At 48.3% G+C, this 19,150-nt stretch carries 16 protein-coding genes; 11 read left to right on the forward strand and 5 right to left on the reverse strand.

Features of this window, described 5'->3' with window-relative positions:
* Positions 1-845: 845 nt before the first annotated feature.
* The gene (locus HMPREF2955_RS03675) at positions 846-1,457 is read right to left on the reverse strand and encodes a DUF3256 family protein (RefSeq protein ID WP_246830059.1); all 612 of its coding nucleotides are present in this window, start codon (positions 1,455-1,457) and stop codon (positions 846-848) included.
* A 122-nt stretch (positions 1,458-1,579) separates the two neighbouring features.
* The gene (locus tag HMPREF2955_RS03680; RefSeq protein WP_070721119.1) at positions 1,580-3,892 is read right to left on the reverse strand and encodes a transglycosylase domain-containing protein; all 2,313 of its coding nucleotides are present in this window, start codon (positions 3,890-3,892) and stop codon (positions 1,580-1,582) included.
* 120 nt (positions 3,893-4,012) lie between these two features.
* Here HMPREF2955_RS03680 and pyrB point away from each other — a divergent pair, with 120 nt between their 5' ends.
* From pyrB to glyA, 3 genes are all read left to right on the forward strand, one after another.
* Positions 4,013-4,960 carry an aspartate carbamoyltransferase gene (pyrB, locus tag HMPREF2955_RS03685; protein WP_070721225.1) on the forward strand — a complete coding sequence of 316 codons (948 nt, stop codon included), beginning with the start codon at positions 4,013-4,015 and terminating at the stop codon, positions 4,958-4,960.
* Entirely contained in the window at positions 4,957-5,418 is a 462-nt protein-coding gene (locus HMPREF2955_RS03690; protein ID WP_009230043.1) for an aspartate carbamoyltransferase regulatory subunit, read from the forward strand. The genes pyrB and HMPREF2955_RS03690 overlap by 4 nt, the downstream gene beginning before the upstream one ends.
* Positions 5,419-5,536: 118 nt before the next feature.
* Positions 5,537-6,817 carry a serine hydroxymethyltransferase gene (gene glyA, locus HMPREF2955_RS03695; protein ID WP_070721123.1) on the forward strand — a complete coding sequence of 427 codons (1,281 nt, stop codon included), beginning with the start codon at positions 5,537-5,539 and terminating at the stop codon, positions 6,815-6,817.
* A 74-nt stretch (positions 6,818-6,891) separates the two neighbouring features.
* Here the strand turns inward: glyA and HMPREF2955_RS03700 are convergent, their stop codons facing one another.
* Positions 6,892-7,206, reverse strand: a complete 315-nt coding sequence (locus HMPREF2955_RS03700; protein ID WP_139145471.1) for a hypothetical protein — start codon at positions 7,204-7,206, stop codon at positions 6,892-6,894.
* Between the two features lie 837 nt (positions 7,207-8,043).
* Complete coding sequence (locus HMPREF2955_RS03705; RefSeq protein ID WP_070721128.1) at positions 8,044-9,273, reverse strand: BaiN/RdsA family NAD(P)/FAD-dependent oxidoreductase; 1,230 nt, start codon at positions 9,271-9,273, stop codon at positions 8,044-8,046.
* Between the two features lie 216 nt (positions 9,274-9,489).
* Here HMPREF2955_RS03705 and HMPREF2955_RS03710 point away from each other — a divergent pair, with 216 nt between their 5' ends.
* From HMPREF2955_RS03710 to HMPREF2955_RS03735, 6 genes are all read left to right on the forward strand, one after another.
* Complete coding sequence (locus HMPREF2955_RS03710) at positions 9,490-9,909, forward strand: PaaI family thioesterase (RefSeq protein WP_019187123.1); 420 nt, start codon at positions 9,490-9,492, stop codon at positions 9,907-9,909.
* Positions 9,902-10,987 carry an isochorismate synthase gene (locus HMPREF2955_RS03715; protein ID WP_070721131.1) on the forward strand — a complete coding sequence of 362 codons (1,086 nt, stop codon included), beginning with the start codon at positions 9,902-9,904 and terminating at the stop codon, positions 10,985-10,987. Before HMPREF2955_RS03710 ends, HMPREF2955_RS03715 begins: the two co-directional genes overlap by 8 nt.
* A 397-nt stretch (positions 10,988-11,384) precedes the next feature.
* On the forward strand, positions 11,385-13,010 hold the full coding sequence (gene menD, locus HMPREF2955_RS03720) for a 2-succinyl-5-enolpyruvyl-6-hydroxy-3-cyclohexene-1-carboxylic-acid synthase (protein ID WP_070721134.1): 1,626 nt from the start codon (positions 11,385-11,387) through the stop codon (positions 13,008-13,010).
* A gap of 78 nt (positions 13,011-13,088) precedes the next feature.
* Entirely contained in the window at positions 13,089-13,913 is an 825-nt protein-coding gene (menB, locus tag HMPREF2955_RS03725) for a 1,4-dihydroxy-2-naphthoyl-CoA synthase (protein WP_009230050.1), read from the forward strand.
* A gap of 7 nt (positions 13,914-13,920) precedes the next feature.
* Positions 13,921-14,961, forward strand: a complete 1,041-nt coding sequence (locus HMPREF2955_RS03730; protein ID WP_070721137.1) for an o-succinylbenzoate synthase — start codon at positions 13,921-13,923, stop codon at positions 14,959-14,961.
* Positions 14,940-15,953: an AMP-binding protein gene (locus tag HMPREF2955_RS03735; RefSeq protein WP_070721138.1), complete on the forward strand. Its 1,014-nt coding sequence runs from the start codon at positions 14,940-14,942 to the stop codon at positions 15,951-15,953. Before HMPREF2955_RS03730 ends, HMPREF2955_RS03735 begins: the two co-directional genes overlap by 22 nt.
* Before the next feature lie 109 nt (positions 15,954-16,062).
* On the opposite strand, the gene HMPREF2955_RS03740 is transcribed toward HMPREF2955_RS03735, so the two are convergent.
* Complete coding sequence (locus HMPREF2955_RS03740; RefSeq protein ID WP_070721141.1) at positions 16,063-16,800, reverse strand: hypothetical protein; 738 nt, start codon at positions 16,798-16,800, stop codon at positions 16,063-16,065.
* A gap of 397 nt (positions 16,801-17,197) precedes the next feature.
* On the opposite strand from HMPREF2955_RS03740, the gene HMPREF2955_RS03745 reads away from it, so the two are divergent.
* Positions 17,198-17,788, forward strand: a complete 591-nt coding sequence (locus HMPREF2955_RS03745) for a hypothetical protein (RefSeq protein WP_070721144.1) — start codon at positions 17,198-17,200, stop codon at positions 17,786-17,788.
* 98 nt (positions 17,789-17,886) lie between these two features.
* Positions 17,887-18,660 (forward strand): tetratricopeptide repeat protein, encoded by a 774-nt coding sequence (locus HMPREF2955_RS03750; RefSeq protein ID WP_070721148.1) that lies wholly within the window; start codon positions 17,887-17,889, stop codon positions 18,658-18,660.
* Positions 18,661-19,150: the final 490 nt, after the last annotated feature.

The raw sequence follows: 19,150 nt of genomic DNA on the forward strand, positions 1-19,150 counted from the left end.
CGAGGAACGAAAAAGAACGTTTTCGTTAAACCAAATGAACAAATACCGAACTTGCTCGAACGTTGTCATGACGAGAATTGGAAATCGCCAACACGGAGCATTGGGCGAAGTGGAAAGGCAAAACGTACTTTTTAAGGAACGAGAAAAAGCAATTAACAGACGTCACTCTGGGCGATACAAGTGGGCTTGTAGTGGCACTACAAAAGGCTTGTACAAGCACTACAAGCATCTTGTAGCGTGACTACAAACGGCTTGTAGCCCCACTACAAACGACATTGTACAGACAAGTTACCAACTTCTTGTTGGCAAACGAGTGTGTAAAACCAATTTTTAACCTTACGAAAATATTACCAAATGGTTGTTAGTTCGCACACTCTCCCAAGCCCAAAACACGTGTTTGCGAGTGGATAGTGGCTCAACACCGCGAATATCCCTTCGCACGGAGCTTGTTTACCCGAAACAGGCTCACTTCAAACACCTTGTTGTAATAAACGGCAATGCCTTCCTTTCCATTGCGTTTACATGGTCTTAACAAGCATGTTGCATCGTAGGAATGCCAGTCTATGCTATTCTTTTCGCCGCATTTACCCACGGCCAACAGGCTATTGAACAATCAAGTGTGCGAGCCTGCTAACACCACATATAAACAAAGAAGAAAGCAGGGGTGTGGCTTTCATGTACGACTCTGTCCTTAGGAACGAACTAATACAAAAAAAATTGATTGTCTCACGACAACCAATCTTTCTTAACCTTAATAATCTAATACCATGAAAAACACGTTACAAAGTTACGATATTATTTTCATCTTGCAAGTGTTTGATGGTAAAAGTAGTCTTCCCATAACATTAATTAAACGTTTTTCCGTTCCAATTAAGCTTATTTTGCAAATTTAGTCGTTTTATATTCGCTTTTCCCTCTTCGCTGATAGCCGCTGGCGACAGGGCTACAACAAGTTCTGCGCTAGATGGCGAAAGCGAGAACGACACCAGCTTGGGGTCGAACAAAGCTTGCAATTTGTTAAAATCGTCTTCCGACATCGTATCGGGGCGTTGCAAATCTACATCTAAGTGCATTTGGGGCATAGACAAAGCCTTCCAATCGGGCGAATAAAACGAAATACTACTCTCTGGCTGTGGCCCTGCGTATGTTTGTACCAAACAAAGCAAAGAGTCGCCCGACGATGTGGGCAACATTTTCATTTGCAACGTATACACTTCGTTCATGCGCACCGAAAGAAAGTCGGCCGTAAGCGTGTCGATGCTACATTTCTCGCCAAGTGGACCAGCAATTGTGGCCGCTTTCTTCATTTGTTTCAGGTCGAGGAGTTCTTGCCTTCCGCTCTTTTCAAGCGCACCGGCCACAGAAGTGGGCATGTTCACCCACATCTTGCACACTTGCTGTGCCATCATCGTTATGGGCATGGCAGCAAGGCACAGCCCGAATAGTAGTTTTCTCATTGTGTTGTATATTATTTATCAAGATAAGTTAGGTACAAAAAAACACACGTTCGGCACACAAGTGCAGACTTTCACCCCGCATTTGTCTACGCACATAGCAGAGATACAGGCATGGGGAGAGTCTATTCATACACCTCGTCAATACCATACTCATTCATTCCACCATCGTCTTTGGCGCATGGGTCAAACCCTTCGGGAAGGTCGAACGTGGCCTTTTGCGTATAGCCCAATCGGGGGTCTGCAAACACTTTCTGCATGAAATAAGCCCAAATGGGCAATGCCATCGTGGCTCCCTGGCCCATACTCATCGAGTCGAAGTGTATGTCGCGGTCTTCTCCGCCCACCCAACAGCCGCTCACAAGCTCGGGCGTAAAGCCCATAAACCATGCGTCTGCGTTGCGGTTGGTCGTTCCAGTCTTACCGCCAATCTCGCCTTTGAGGTTATATTTAAAGCGTAGTCTACGCGCCGTACCTTCGTTCACCACGGCTTGCAGCTCCACGAGCATCTTATTGGCACTGGTTTCGCTTATCACTTCGTTCATACGGGGCTGGAATGTAGCAATTACATTCCCCTCGTTGTCCTCTATCTTGGTAACGAACAAGGGCGCACACCTAATTCCGCGGTTGGCAAATGCGGTGTAAGCACTTACCATTTCGCACACGCTCGACTCGCAAGGACCTAGTGCCAAAGCCATTGATGGGTGTATGTCGGGGTTGTTTAGGCCATAACTGCGTAGCAATCCCACAAACTGTTGCGGGTTAAGCTTACTCATAAGGTAGGCCGAAATCCAGTTGTTGGATTGCGCCAAGCCCCATTTCAAGGTTACCATTTGGCCATATCTACTACGGCTACCGTTCCGTGGCGTCCAACTTTGTCCTGCCACAATGTATGTACGCTGCACGTTGGGTGCCTGGTCGCAAGGCGAGAAACCATTTTCCATGGCCAACGAATAGAGGAAAGGCTTAATCGTAGAGCCTACTTGTCGGCGTCCCTCGGTAGCCATGTCGTATTGGAAGTGCGTAAAATCCAATCCGCCCACATAAGCCTTCACCATTCCGTTCTTGGGATCCATGCTTACAAAGCCAGCTCGCAAGAACGACTTATAATATCGGATGCTGTCTAAGGGCGTCATCACCGTGTCTATGTCGCCATGATAAGTAAACACGGCCATGTCGGTGGGTGTTCTGAAAGCCTTGCGTATCTCTTCTTCCGAATAACCTGCCGACTTCATGTTGCGATAGCGTTCGCTTTGCGTAATCGAACGGTTCAGAATTGAACGCACTTGTTCAGCGGTAAGCTTGTTGGTGAAGGGCGCGTTGGGTTTGGTTCTGTTTTCCTTAGAGAAAGCAGGCTGCAAGAAACGGGCTAGATGCTTGTACACGGCATCTTCGGCGTATTGCTGCATCCTACTGTCGATAGAAGTAAACACTTTCAAGCCATCAGTATAGATGTTGTAGGGCTCGCCGTTCTTCTTCAAGTTCTTGTTACACCATCCGTAAAGGGGGTCGTTGGCCCATGCAATGGAGTCGTAAACATACTGCGACTTGTTCCATTCGGGGTAGTTGCTCTTGTCGGGACGCTTGGCCATGAGATATTGGCGAAGGAACTCGCGGAAGTAAGTGGCCGTTCCGTCTTTGTGGTCGGTACGGTGGAAGTTTAGTGCAATGGGCTCTTCGGCATATTGTCTGTACTCCGCATCCGACAGGTAGCCAGCCTTTACCATTTGTGCCAACACAACGTTTCGCCGCTCCGTGCTCCTTTCGGGGTAGCGCACGGGGTTGAAGTACGACGGGTTCTTACACAATCCGATAAGCGTGGCCGCCTCGGTTATGGTCAAGTCTTTGGGTTCCTTATTAAAATAGGTGTTGGCCGCGGTCTTTATTCCCACGGCATTGTGCAAGAAGTCGAAGTAATTAAGGTAAAGGGCGATAATCTCTTCTTTGGTGTAATGGCGTTCCAGTTTCACGGCAATAACCCATTCGATGGGCTTTTGCAGCACACGTTCGATTGTTGAGTGCGCCTTCTCCGAATAAAGTTGCTTGGCCAGCTGTTGCGTGATGGTACTTCCACCGCCTGCACTGGCGTGTCCCATCAGTCCACGTTTCACAAAGGCGCGCCCAAGGGCGATGAAGTCGATGCCCGAATGGTCGTAGAAACGAACGTCCTCCGTGGCCACCAAAGCATGAACAAGGTGCGGCGAAAGGGTGCTATAGGGTATGCAAACGCGGTTTTCGCGGTTTTCGTTCCATGTGCCTATCACCTTTCCGTCAGCCGAATACACCTGCGTGGCAAATCGGTTGATGGGGTTTTGCAATTCGGATATGGGCGGCATGTAGCCTATCCAACCAAACCAAATGGCCACGAAAGCCAATACGGCAGACAGTATGCCAAGCACTAACATGCCCCATAAGATATGTATGAACCTCTTTCTCATTGACGTCTGAATTCTAAAATTACTGCAAAAATACAATTTTTCTCCCTATTACACATTCAAATAAGAAAAATTATACTTATCTTAGCATCCCAAATAGAGTACGTTATAATGTCAATGCAGATGAAACAACGTGATTTTGTGACGATTGCCGACCTCTCGAAGGAGAAAATACAGTACCTTATCGACCTGTCGCAAGAGTTTGAGAGACATCCCAACCGCGAGCTGCTCAAAGGAAAAGTCATCGCAAGCCTTTTCTTCGAGCCGTCTACACGCACCAGGCTGAGTTTCGAAACGGCAGCCAACAGGCTCGGTGCGCGCATCATTGGTTTCTCGGATGCCAAGGCCACCAGCGTGTCTAAGGGCGAAACGCTCAAAGACACCATTCTGATGGTGGCCAATTATGCCGATGTCATCGTGATGCGCCATTACATAGAAGGGGCCGCGCAGTATGCCAGCGAGGTGTCGCCAGTGCCTATCATCAACGCCGGCGACGGCGCACACATGCACCCCTCGCAGTGTATGCTCGACCTTTACTCCATATATAAGACACAAGGAACGCTCGAAAACCTCAACATCTACCTCGTGGGCGACCTGAAATACGGCCGAACGGTGCACTCGCTCATCATGGCCATGCGCCATTTCAACCCCACGTTCCATTTCATCGCGCCCAAAGAGTTGGCCATGCCCAACGAGTATAAGCTCTATTGCAAAAACCACGGCATCAAGTTTCAAGAGCATACGGCCTTTAACGACAAGGTGATTGCCGATGCCGACATTATATATATGACGCGTGTGCAAAAGGAAAGGTTCTCGGATCTCATGGAATACGAACGCGTAAAAGACGTGTATATATTGCGAAACGACATGTTGGCCAACGTAAAAGACAACATGCGCATTCTGCATCCGCTGCCAAGAGTAAACGAAATTGCCTACGATGTAGACGACAACCCGCACGCCTACTACATTCAGCAGGCCCAAAACGGGCTCTACGCACGCCAAGCACTGTTTTGCGACGTGCTAGGCATCACGCTAGAAGATGTGAGAAACGATAAAACCATCATCAAATGAGTGCAAATAAGAAAGAACGGCTAGTGGCCGCCATCAAAAACGGAACCGTTATCGACCACATTCCTGCCGACAAAACCTTTCAGGTTGTAAACTTGCTCGAACTGCAAACGCTTAACGAACCCATAACCATCGGCAACAACTATGCCTCGAAGATGATGGGAAAGAAAGGCATCATCAAGGTTACAGACAGGTATTTCACCGACGAAGAGATTTCGCGCCTCTCGGTGGTAGCGCCCAACGTGGTGCTCAACATCATCAAAGACTACGAGGTTATAGAGAAGAAGAAGGTGGAAACGCCTGCCGAACTCAAAGGCATCGTGCGTTGTAACAATCCCAAATGTATCACCAACAACGAGCCCATGCAAACGGTTTTCCACGTGGTAGACAAGGTTAGCCGAACGCTGAAATGCCATTACTGCGACATGGAGCAGGCCATAGACAAGGCACAACTGGTGTAATGCGCATGCCATATACGCCTGCACACACGTGCCAACAACCAGAATAAACGACATTTATCATCGGCGTGGTGCATAGAAACCACGCCCTAATCAATAACTAACACAAACAATTTCAACTATGAAAAGAGACCTAGAAATTTTCAAACTCATTGAAGATGAGCATCAACGCCAACTCAAAGGCATCGAACTAATTGCCTCTGAGAACTTCGTTAGCGAACAGGTGATGCAAGCTATGGGTTCGTATCTAACCAACAAGTATGCCGAAGGCCTACCAGGAAAACGCTATTACGGCGGATGCGAGGTGGTTGACAAGGTGGAAAACCTGGCCATCGAGCGAATTAAAAAGCTGTTCGGAGCCGAGTTTGCCAACGTACAACCCCACTCTGGCGCACAGGCTAATGAGGCTGTGCTGCTTACTTGCCTCAACCCTGGCGACACTTTCATGGGTTTGAACCTTGCACACGGCGGACACCTTAGCCACGGTAGCCTTGTAAACACGTCGGGCATTCTGTACAACCCCGTGGGATATAACCTCAACAAGGAAACTGGGCGCGTAGATTACGACGAAATGGAACGCCTGGCACTGGAACATAAGCCAAAGCTTATCATCGGTGGTGGCTCGGCTTACAGCCGCGAATGGGACTACAAGCGCATGCGCGACATCGCCGACAAGGTGGGTGCCATCTTCATGGTTGACATGGCTCACCCCGCAGGACTGATTGCTGCTGGTTTGCTGGAGAACCCATTGAAATACGCACACATCGTTACTTCTACCACACACAAAACACTTCGCGGCCCGCGTGGAGGTATCATCCTTATGGGCAAAGACTTCGAAAATCCGTGGGGAAAGAAAACGCCGAAGGGCGAAGTAAAGATGATGAGCCAACTGCTCAACTCGGCCGTGTTCCCTGGAATTCAAGGCGGACCGCTTGAACACGTCATTGCAGCTAAGGCCGTTGCCTTCGAAGAGGCACTTCAACCCGAGTTTAAGGAGTGGGCATTGCAAGTTAAGAAAAATGCGAAAGTGTTGGCCGAAGAGCTTATTAAACGTGGTTTCACCATCGTTAGCGGTGGAACAGACAACCACTCCATGCTGGTAGACCTGCGCGACAAGTATCCCGAACTAACGGGTAAAGTTGCCGAAAACGCTCTTGTTGCTGCGGACATTACCGTTAATAAGAACATGGTTCCTTTCGATACGCGCAGTGCTTTCCAAACAAGCGGCATCCGCTTGGGTACAGCAGCCATCACTACTCGTGGAGCCAAAGAAGAACTCATGGGCTTTATTGCCGAACTGATTGAAGAGGTTCTGAACAACCCAACCGACGAAATGACTATCGCCAACGTGCGCAAACGCGTAAACGAAAAGATGAAAGACTATCCTCTCTTCGCTTACTAAACACGTACGCAACAACTATTTTTGCAAGCGGGATGCACCTTTGGGATGCATCCCGTTTTTTGTAAGTAGGCTGGTTAATGAACAGACAGGGTGGTTGGCCGTGAGCTGCATGCCCTGCAACCGCACGCATTGGCGGTTGTAAGCGTAGGTGTTTTCCGTGCCATTGCCCAAGCGCGTGTATGGGTCACAATCATTTTTGTACAGTTTTCAGTATAAATTTTAACATTAAAAGTGCCCTTTTCTTCCACCAATCGCCCACCTTGCCGCAAAAAATCGATCTCGCGAAGGTTTGTTTCGATGCCAAAAGGGGTTAGCATGCGAATACGGCAAGACGTATATTTATTACAAAGAATCCCCATTTGCACCAGTTTTTGGGTGATTTTCAGCAAAATGCAGTGCGTTTTGGTACTAAACGCAGTGCGTTTTGGTGCTAAATGCAGTGCGTTTCGGTGCTAAATGCAGTGCATTTTGGTGCTAAACGCAACGCATTTTGGTGCTAAACGCAACGCATTTTGGTGCTAAACGCAGTGCAAAATGCTACTAAATGCGAGGCAAAAAGCATAAATATCCACTGCATTTGTATAAACAAAACCTCTTCGAACCATGAAAAACATGGCTGAAAAGGGTGAAATGGTCGTTAAAAAGTGGTTTTTTAGGGGCTAAAAGTGGGTGATTGGGGTTGAAAAAATACGAGTTGGCAACCAAACTAGAAAGGTAAAATGGTGCAAAATGCAGGTACTTTTCTTGAAAATAGACAAAACAAAAGGTGCGAAAGGCTAGGAATAGTAGCTTTTTACCTACTTTTCAGCCTATTTTTTCGCTAGAACGGATTGAAAATTAAAGCGATATTGTAAAATAAAAGATAATAATTTAAGCTTGTGAGTTCGTGAATTCGTGAGTTCGTGAGCTTGTTAGTTGATGAGTTTGTGAGTTGAGGGGGTGACGTGTTGGTGAGCTGATGAATTGGCGAGTTGATGAACTGATGAGTTGATGGGTCTGGTAAGGCGGTGAGTTGACTTGTCCTGCACTCCTCACTATTTATTCTAAGAAACACTAAAAGTCAAGACGGTTTCGAATTAACAAGTCAACTCATCAACTTGTTAATTCGTCAACTTGTTAACTTGTCCACCCTTCAACTCGTCTACTTGTCAACTCGTCTACTTACCTACTCGCCAACTTGCCTACTCGTCTACTTGTCAACTCGTCCACTTAGTTAACCCATCAACTCATACCCCCATCGACTTACCCGCCACATAGCCCGTAGTCCAAGCCGCTTGCAAGTTAAATCCGCCAGTAATGGCATCCACATCCAGCACTTCGCCTGCGAAAAAAAGGTTTTTACACACCTTACTTTCCATCGTATTGAGGTTAACATTCGTGAGCGAAACACCGCCGCAAGTAACAAATTCCTCGCGAAACGCCCCCTTACCGGTAACAGCGTACAAGTCGTTAGTCAACGTTTCAACCAGCTTGTTCAAGCCCTTCTTCCCCAATTCTTCCCATCGTTTCTCTGCTCCAAGTCCTGTCTTGTCTAATATATACAGCCACATGCGCGAGGGCAAACCAAAAGGATGCACGCTCGACAACTGCTTTCGCCTGTTGTTTTCCACAATACCTTGCAGATGTTCGGCCACCAATGCGCCGTTGGTTAGCCCAATCCAGTTCACTGCAATAGAGAAACGATAGCCACAATCATGAACAAAACGCGCACCATACGACGAAAGTTTGAGTATAGCAGGACCACTTGCACCCCAATGCGTAACAAGCAATGGACCCGATGCCTTATGCTTTGTGCCTACAATAGACACCGTAACATCCTCTACCACCGTACCCATCAAGGCCTTAAAAGCAGCATCCGCAATGTTAAACGTAAAGAGCGAAGGCACTGGCAGCATAATATCATGCCCCAAACGAGCCAAATATTGCAAGCCTTCGGCACGCGGAGAACCGCCCGTTGTGATAGCCACCCGATTGAATGTAAGCGGCTTTTGCGCCTTAAACTCCAACTGCAAGTCGCCATTGGGCAAAGGTTTCAGTCCCTCTAAGGCATGTCCTGTACGCACTTCCACTTCCAATTTATGGGCCTCTCTTGTTAAGGCGTCTACCACACTCTGTGCCGATTGCGACACGGGAAACACGCATTCGTCTTCCTGCGTAAGCAACTTCACGCCGCGCTCTTCAAACCATCGCCATGTGTCATCGTGGTCGAACACGTTAAAAAGCCGTTTCATCATCTTGTCGCCACGCGGATAAGCCTGTTTCAAGTCGCCTATCCTTGCAAACGAATTGGTAAGGTTGCAGCGACCGCCACCCGTTACAAGCACCTTGGCCAGCACCTTTTGTCCTCGTTCAAAGATAGTAACTCGCGCCTTTGGGTTCGTTTGTTTGGCTGCAATGGCTGCGAAAAAGCCAGCCGCGCCACCGCCAACCACTGCTATATTTAATTGTTCTGTCATTGTATCTCCTTGTTTTTAGCAAACGAAGATACGAATAAAAAACCGTTCGCACAAGGCTCGCGATACAATTAAATGGAGTTTATGAGGGTTAGTAGGTTGTGAGTTATTGAGTTTATAAACTCAACAACCAATAAACTCAACTACTAATAATCTGCTTTTCATGCCATTTTTACAGCATTTTTGTGTAAGTTTGCACTAACAAAAAAAGCAAGCATCATGAACATCGAGCACATTAAAGACAGGATAAACAAGTTGCCCAACCTATCTACGGCATTGGGTATGGAATTTATGTCCACCCCCGAACCCGACACATGCATGGCGCGAATGAAGGTAGACGAGCGCAACAGGCAACCTTTCGGTTTCCTTAGCGGCGGTGCATCGCTAGCCTTGGCCGAAAATCTAGCGGGCGTTGGTTCGCTAGCACTGTGTCCGGGCAAGATAAGCGTGGGCATCAACGTTAGCGGGAGCCACCTCATCGCCGTTGAAGAAGGCGATACCGTAACCGCAACGGCACACATCTTGCACAAGGGACGAACGCTACACCAATGGCTGGTAGAAATCAGAAACACAGCAGGCGAACTGGTTTGCTCGGTACAAGTAACCAACTATGTGATCAAAGGCCGCAAAGATGACTGACTTTGCGCTGTTTCGCGAACCGCATGCCACGCATGCCACACATTATGTTCAGCTACATGGAGAGGCGCGAAGTCTGCCAAACTATGCAGCCTTGAACCACGTTGAGGGCTTTGTCTTCGCTCCTTTCGCCATTGAAGACGATTGTCCATTGCTCGTCATCGCCCCCGACAAGGTGGAACAACTTGATGTTGAAACGCATGTGTCGACACTTGCACGTAATGCCACTGCCGTTGAAACAACAACAGTCAGCAACAGCCAACAGCAGGTGAGCCAATCGTACCAAGAAAGTTTCCATCGCTTTCACCAACAGCTTGTACAAGGGCAGTTTACCAAAATCGTACTAAGCAGAACAGAAGAGGTTACGCTTAAACATGCTCCCAATGCCGAAGAATTGTTTTGGAGAGCCTGCCAACGCTATCCGCGTTTGTTTATCGCGTTGGTTAACACACGCCGTGCAGGCACTTGGCTTATGGCTACGCCCGAAGTTCTGGTGCGAAACGACATGCACCGTTGGCATACCATGGCTCTTGCAGGCACAATGCGGCTTACTGCCGAGCAACAGAAATGGCCCGACCAAACGTGGAACAGCCCCATCCCACCCCTAGAATGGAGTGCGAAGAACAAGGAAGAACAGCGACTGGTGGCGCGTTACATCACCCAATGTCTTGCACATTTGGCCGACAATATCGAAGAAACACCGCCTTATACCCAAAGGGCAGGGGGCTTGGTTCACCTTAGAAGCGACTTCGCCTTTACCCTAAAACCTGCCTACGGACTAGGCGACCTCGTGCAAATGCTGCATCCCACACCTGCTATCTGCGGCTTACCCAAAGCCGAGGCATGGCGTTTTATCAGTGACAACGAACCCCATCGCCGTCTATATTACAGCGGTTTTTGCGGTCCGGTGACGGCTAATGGCGACACAAAGCTATATGTTTCACTTCGTTGCATGCAGCTGTGGCCCAACAAAGCGTGCCTTTATGCAGGTGGCGGACTGCTTAAAGACAGCACCGAAGAACAAGAATGGGAAGAGACGAGGGCGAAAATGGAAACGATGCTGGGGCTAATGCAGCCATAATTGTAGCTTTTAAGGCAGGTTCTAATAATTACCTTTGCTGTATTTTTAGCTTTTAGCTGAGCAGGTTTTGCTTACTTCTTGAAGGAGCACAGTGAACTATGCAACTGAAAGAGTAAGCGAAAGATCCCAGGATAAAAGCAAAAAGACAGTGAAGAGCAATACAAGGAACAACGATTGAACCTTTGCGGGGAATTTTTAGAACATGCCTTAAGCTTATGAGCTAATATGCTTATGAGTTTTAATGTAAACCACACAGGCTTAAACCATCTGAGTTTTCGGCAGCAAATAGCTTATAAGTATAAACGCTTATGAACAAAAGCCAACCGCCTAACGCATGAATTTGCAAACACATGAACTGATAAACTTACAAGCCCAAACATGAAACCAAACAGCAAACATGTATTCGAATAAAGAAAACATCAACATCCTTACCTCCTTACTCGTGGCTCATGGCGTAAGGCGAGCCGTGGTTTGCCCTGGTTCGCGCAATGCGCCCATCGTGCACAACCTGGTAAAGTCGGGTGCCATTAGCTGCTATCCCGTAACCGACGAACGCTCGGCAGGTTTCTATGCCTTGGGTATGGCCTTGCTCGATGGCGATGCTGTGGCCGTCTGCGTTACATCGGGGTCGGCCTTGCTCAATGTTCTGCCAGCCGTGGCCGAGGCCTATTACCAGCATGTTCCCTTGATAGTTATCTCTGCCGACCGCCCTTTGGCCTGGATAGACCAACAAGACGGGCAGACCATTCGCCAGCAAAACGCCCTTGCCGACTTTGTGAAGAAGGCCGTAACCCTAAACGAACCCACAGACGAAACCCAACGTTGGCACTGCAACCGCTTGGCTAACGAGGCTCTTTTGGCCACCAATCATCATGGCGTGGGCCCTGTTCATATCAACGTCCCCTTATCCGAACCGCTCTTTAAATACGATGTTACGACCCTACCCAGCGAGCGAACGATAAGCCGTTGCACGCCCAGCAATCTTGCAGCAACAGCACTTAACAACCTAATGGCCGACTTCCGCAAAGCCGAAAAGCCCATGATTGTGTTGGGACAAATGCCTCCTGGCTCTGTCAACGCATCGCTTGTCAAGGCCTTAGAGGGGCAAGCCGTAGTGGTTTCAGAAGTGTTGAGCCATCTCGGTGGACTGCAAAATGCCGACGAATTGTTAGCCGCCTGCGCAGAAACAGCACCCTATACGCCCGATTTCGTATTGTATATGGGCGGACATCTCATAGGGAAAAACCTCAAATCGCTATTGCGACAGATGCACAACGCGCCCCAATGGCTGGTTAACGAGGGCGGAGAAGTGGTGGATACCTTTATGAATCTCACGGCTATTGTTGAGGGAAAACCCAACGAAGTGCTGTCGTTGATGGTGCAGATGATGCAACAAACAGACACCAAACAACACGAAGAGCGCACCAAAGCCTTTCGCCAACTATGGCAAACGGCCCACAACACCTATCGCGAACAGCTTAATCAAGCGGCTCACACCTTTTCCGAAGGCTACGCCGTGCAGTGTTTCGAACAACTATTACAACAAGCCAACCAGCCGTTTGAGGTGCATTATGCCAACAGCCTCAGCGTTCGCTTGGCCAATAAGCATGCTCAACACCATGTTTGGTGCAACCGTGGCGTAAACGGAATCGAGGGTTCGCTGTCTACTGCGGCAGGAATGTCCTTGTCTACACAAGCTAATATGTATTGCGTGATTGGTGATTTGAGTTTCTTTTACGACCAAAACGCCCTGTGGAACACCCGTCTGCGCGGCAATCTACGCATAATGTTGCTGAACAATGGCGGTGGAAAGATATTCCAGCACGTTAAAGGAATGCCTGCCGACGACATACAAGCCACCTTTGTTTCGGCCGAGCACAACACTTCGGCGCAAGGCATCTGCCGTCAAAACGGTGCGAAACATCTACTTGTCGACAACGTTGAAGCGTTGCAAAAAGGCATCGCCGAGCTTATTAACTACGACGGAGAACGCCCCATCGTATTGGAAGTGAACTTAACATAATAGGGCGTTACAACAGCCAAATGTGCAACAACGCCTTGCCAATAGAAACATCCCTTACCCAAAAACAAATATCATTGTATGAAAAGAGAATGGAAACCCATTGAAGTTTTCGACTTCAAAGAAATATTATTCGAGGAGTATCAGGGCATTGCCAAGATAACAATCAACCGCCCGCGCTACCGAAACGCCTTCACTCCGCGCACTACGTGGGAGATGAGTCAGGCCTTCGCCTACTGTCGCGAGGCCCAAGACATCGGTGTGGTGCTGCTCACTGGCGCAGGCGACATGGCTTTTTGCGCTGGTGGCGACATGAACGTGAAGGGTCGTGGCGGCTATGTGGGCGAAGACGGTGTGCCTAGACTGAACGTGCTTGACGTGCAAATGCAAATTAGGCGACTACCAAAGCCCGTGGTGGCAATGGTTAACGGCTATGCCATTGGTGGTGGCCACGTTCTGCATCTCGTTTGCGACCTATCCATTGCCAGCGAAAACGCCATCTTCGGACAAACTGGTCCGAAGGTAGGCTCATTTGATGCGGGCTTCGGCGCATCTTATTTGGCGCGCATTGTCGGACAAAAGAAAGCCCGCGAGATTTGGTTTCTCTGTCGCCAATACAACGCAGAAGAGGCCGAACGTATGGGCTTAGTTAACAAGGTTGTGCCACAAGACAAGCTGGAAGACGAATGCGTGGCCTGGGCCGAAACGATGATGCAACACAGTCCGCTTGCGTTGCGCATGATTAAAGCAGGCCTTAACGCCGAACTAGACGGACAGGCTGGCATTCAGGAACTAGCAGGCGACGCCACCATGCTTTACTATTTCCTAGACGAGGCCCAAGAAGGCGGAAAGGCTTTCCTTGAAAAACGGAAACCCGACTTTAAGAAATACCCCAAACTTCCATAGCCTTCGGATGATGTTCCACATCGACATAGCCCCACATACCTTGCATTTCAAGCAGCCGGCAGGCACGTCGCGCGGGGTGTATCGCACCCGAAAGACGTGGCTCGTTAAGCTCTCTTCGCCGCAAAAGCCTGGCGTTGTGGGCGTGGGAGAGTGCGCCCCACTGCCCAATCTCAGCTGCGACGACCTGCCAAACTACGAGCAATGCCTGCGCCAAGCATGCCGACGGTTCTGCGAAACGGGCGTAATCAACCACGATGAACTAAGCCCCTTCCCTTCCATTCACTTTGGATTGGAAACCGCCCTATGGCAATGGCAACGCGATGGCCATGCAAACCTCTCGCAAACACCTTTTGCACGGGGCGAAATGGGCATCCCTATCAACGGCTTAGTGTGGATGGGAACGTTCGAAGAAATGGCTATGCGCATTGAAGAAAAGCTGAATCAAGGGTTCAGATGTGTGAAATTGAAAATTGGCGCGATAGACTTCGACCGCGAATTGCAATTGCTTAAAGACATACGCGCCACGTTTTCGCCCCGCCAAGTGGAACTTCGGGTAGATGCAAATGGGGCTTTTGCGCCTGCCGAGGCTTTGTCGAAACTCGAAAAGTTGGCCGCACTCGACCTCCATTCCATCGAACAACCCATCGCCAAAGGTCAGTGGAACGAGATGGCCGACTTGTGTAAGCGGTCGCCTTTGCCCATTGCACTCGACGAAGAACTTATCGGTACCAACACACTTGCCGACAAAGAAGAGCTCCTCGACACCATCGCACCACAATATTTGGTGCTGAAACCATCGCTCCACGGCGGTATTCGTGGTACAAACGAATGGATTTCTCTGGCCGAAGACCGCAAAATTGGGTCGTGGATAACCAGTGCGTTGGAGAGCAATGTAGGCCTAAACGCCATCGCCCACTTAGCAGCAGAGGTTTACGGCCCACAATTTGCCATGCCACAAGGGCTTGGCACGGGGCAATTGTTTACCGACAACATCGACATGCCCTTACAAATAAAAGGAGATTGCCTATGGTTCTTGCCGAATTCTTAAACCTATGGAACGACGATAAGGCACCTCGCATGCTGGTTCACACTAGTGGTTCAACCGGAAAGCCCAAACCGCTATGGGTGGAAAAGCACCGAATGGAGGCCAGCGCAAGGGCTACTTGCCAATACTTGGGGCTGAAAGCAGGCAACACGGCCTTGCTCTGCATGCCGCTAGATTATATTGCTGGGAAGATGATGGTGGTGCGTTCGCTCGTGGCTAACCTACAACTAGTTGTGGTTGAACCCGATGGGCACCCCCTAAAAGACCTTGAAACCGACATCGACTTTGCAGCAATGGTGCCTCTACAAGTGTACAACAGCCTGCAAGTACCAGCCGAACGCCAACGATTAATGCGCATAAAGCACCTCATTATTGGTGGAAGTGCCATCGACGAGGCCTTGGCAAAAGAGCTAAGTGCTTTTCCCAATGCCGTATGGAGCACCTACGGCATGACCGAAACGCTATCGCACATCGCCCTACGTCGGCTTAATGGGCCAGCAGCTAGCCAATGGTACACGCCTCTTCCTGGGGTTAAAGTAAGCCTGAACGATAAAGGTTGCCTGGTGATAGATGCCCCACACCTATGCGAAGGATTGTTGGAGACCAACGACATTGCCACCATTAAGTATATAAAAAAGACTAAGCGGGCATACGAATTGCAACATAACGATGAACCCAAGCAAGCTTTCCGCATACTGGGCAGACTAGACAACGTGCTTGTTAGCGGTGGCATTAAAATACAAATAGAAGAAGTTGAGCGCGCACTTCAGCCGCATTTGTCCGTGCCCTACCGCATCGTGAAGTGCCACGACCAAAAGTTTGGCGAGGTGGTAGGCCTGCAATTCGTACCCCTTTCGGCCGAAAACGCAGAAAGCGAAACGGCTATGGTAAAACAAATCTGCCAAAAAGTGCTGCCCAAATACTGGCAACCCAAAGCCTATTTCCCCGTGAAAGAAATAGAACGAACGGCAACGGGTAAAATAAAGAGGGGATGAAAGGCGCGCTGCCCTCATCCCCTTTTTGATGTTGTTCATGCGTTTAGCATGTTTCTCAAACCTACCTAAGCAAGCAGAAACGTTACATAGACTTTTCAAAAGCCGGCCTTTAACGCCCTGTATCGTTAAATGTGTCGTAATATCCGCGTGGCATATTCGGTCCCCAAACCTTTTCAACAGACACCTGCACGCTGAAAGAAGGATTGAAGTTATACTTAACGGCTGCACCAACCCTATCGCCCAAGGCTTGCATATCGTACAACGGATAGGGCATAAGCCTATTGCTAACCAAACTTTTCTGTCCATATAGGTAGGCCTCCCAATGCTCGTTGAAACAATAACCCACAATGGCTTGCAAGCCAGCATTGCGATAATTGTCGCGTCCCCAAAACACATTGTTAAGATAACCGCCAGCGGCCACCGTGAACTTTTTACCCAACGGCTGTGCATACATGGCCGAAATGTTTTGCATAAAGCCTGCCCCGTGACGCGCATGCTTGCCAAACTGCGCGAATACAGACGCACCAAGGCTTAGGTTTAGCCCCGGATGCAAGTCCCATCGCTGCCATCCAGCCCAAAACCAAGGGCGATAACCCAGCGGCTCTATTTGTCCGTTGAGCGTTAAAGACGGCAAAGCCATCGCCGTATCGATGGTTGGTTCTACGGCCACAACGGGCGTTACCAGCTTATGCAGCGTGTCTACAACGATGCTGTCACACAACTTTGGTTGCTCTACAACAGCATTTTCGGCCGTACGCTGAACATTTTGTTTCCGCTCTTTTTGAGCGAAAGCCGTACCAGCAACAGCACAACATATTATCGTTACAAGCAAATGTTTCTTCATCATGCAACAAAGATAAGCGATAAACGTCGAAAAACAAAACATTAAACGTTTTTTAAGGCAGGTTCTAAAAATTACCTTTGCTGTATTTTTAGCTTTTAGCTGAGTAGGTTTTGCTTATTTCTTGAAGGAGCATAGGGTACTATGCTTTCTGAAAGAGAAAGCGAAAGATGCCAGATAAAAGCAAAAAGACAGTGAAGAGCAATACAAGGAACAACAATTGAACCTTTGCGGGAAATTTATAGAACATGCCTTAATAATGGTTTCAAACACGCCTTTATGCAAGGTGTGTTCTTAACCAATATCACCCCACTTACGGCCTGTTTTTATATTATTTACCACTATTTGTTTTGCAAAATAGCCTATTTGCCTTATTTTTGCACTAACTAAAAGAGGAATAAAGATGAAGAAAACAGTAATTTGTGCGCTCGTGGCAGTGTTCTTGTCAGCATCGCCAACGTGGGCGCAAAGCAACAGGGGCAATCAAGACGAGAGCCTAGCCGATAAGGTTTCTACTATTGTAAAGAAGGCCAAATCGTCCATGCAGCGCGCTGGAAAGCGGGTGGAGAAGGCTATTGGCATTAACGACAAGAGCAGAGACGGCGATGAAGTGAAGATAGACGGCACCTACTACATGCCCATTTACTCGCTAAACATCTACAACGGCAAAGATGCAGATAAGTTTAAGAACACTTGCCAAAAGGCGTTTACCAAGAAGTATCCGCGCACAAACGTTCTCAGCGTTACTATTCCCCAAGAGGGATGGGTGAGCAAAGCCGTGAAAGACGGCGGAAAGGTTATAGGCTACCTGCAATACATGTATTGCTACGTTCTTGCACAAGACGGCGACGACGGCTATATCAACGCCCGATTCAGCTTTCAACGCTATAAGGATGTGGGCAAAGAGTATGGTTCGGTTAACGGACGGTGGCCACAATGGGACCGCACCGACGTGCTTACACCGTCTGTTTACGATGAATTGAAAAACTATTAAGTTAAGTGGAGGAAGGGGGCGAATGCCACGGTATTCGCCCCACCTGCCCCACCTAAAACATCATATAACAACACTAAATACTAAACGCAAACAAAGCCATGAACATTCTAAAAGCCTTGTTCGGTGGAAAAACCGAAGACCCTGAAGAAAGAAAGAAAGACGAAGAAACCAAAAATTTCGACATCCTTAAATTTGATGGAGTAAAGGCATTGCACCTTGGACAGGCCGATCACGCCATCAATTGCTTTACCAAAGCATTAAGTTATAAAGACGATTTGGAAACACGCGACTATCTTTCGCAAGCTTTCTTGATGACCAACGAACCGCTGAAAGCCTACGAACAACTGCAAAAGTTGGCCGAGGCTCAGCCCGATAACCCAAAGATTTACGTGCGTATGGCAGATGTTGCCTATCGTATGGACGACTATGGCGCAATGGCCGATGCCTGCGAAAAGGCCTTACTCATAGATAAAGCCAGTCCTACGGTGCATTATCTATATGCGCAAGCCTGCATCGGGCAAGGCGATAACGTGAATGCCGTGGCCATGCTAACCAAAGCTATACTTACCACCCCCGACTATTTAGACGCTTACCTGCTGCGCGGCGAAACCCTATTGGCCATGGAAAGCTTGGAGGAGGCGGAAGAAGATGCCAACTTCTTGGTTGAACATGTGCCTGGCAACGAAGACGCGTTGCTGCTGAAAGCGCGTGTTGAGAAGGCCAAAGGCTACAATGCGGCCGCACAAGAATACTATGATAAAGTGATTGAGGCCAATCCTTTCCACGCCGAGGCTTTTAAAGAAAGGGCCGAAGTGCGCGAGGCATTGGGAGATTTGCAGGGAGCGGAAGAAGACCGTAACGTGAATTTCTAACTCCTAAGCCTCCATTTCTAATGCTTTCAAAGCGCAGAACATACAATCGGGAAACTTCTTAATGCGAGAAGTTTCCCGATTGCTTTTGGTATGTTTCCTAACTAATTGCGGCCGCTTAAAGTCTAATCGTACATCAAAAAACCGACGTTCCGCCCTTTTTCTACCTGCTTAGTTTAGTTAAATTCCGTACACAAACTTTACAAAATACACATCATCCGCCCAACCATTCTAGCGAAAAAAAGTACGTCAAAACACGTTTTTAGCCATTATTTCCTACTTTACGAACTTCCTTCCTTGTCCATTTTTAAGAACACCACGTGCATTTAGCACCACTTAGCCTTTCTAGTTTGGTTGTCATCTCATTATTTTTGAAGCCCATTTACCCGCTTTTAGCCCCTAAAATCCCACTTTTTAATGGTTATTTTGCCCCTTTTAGCCTTAATTTTAATGGTTTGGAAAGGTTTTGTTTATACCATTGCAGTGTATTTTT

It is taken from the genome of Prevotella sp. HMSC073D09, assembly GCF_001814145.1.
Taxonomy (GTDB): Bacteria; Bacteroidota; Bacteroidia; order Bacteroidales; family Bacteroidaceae; genus Prevotella; species Prevotella conceptionensis.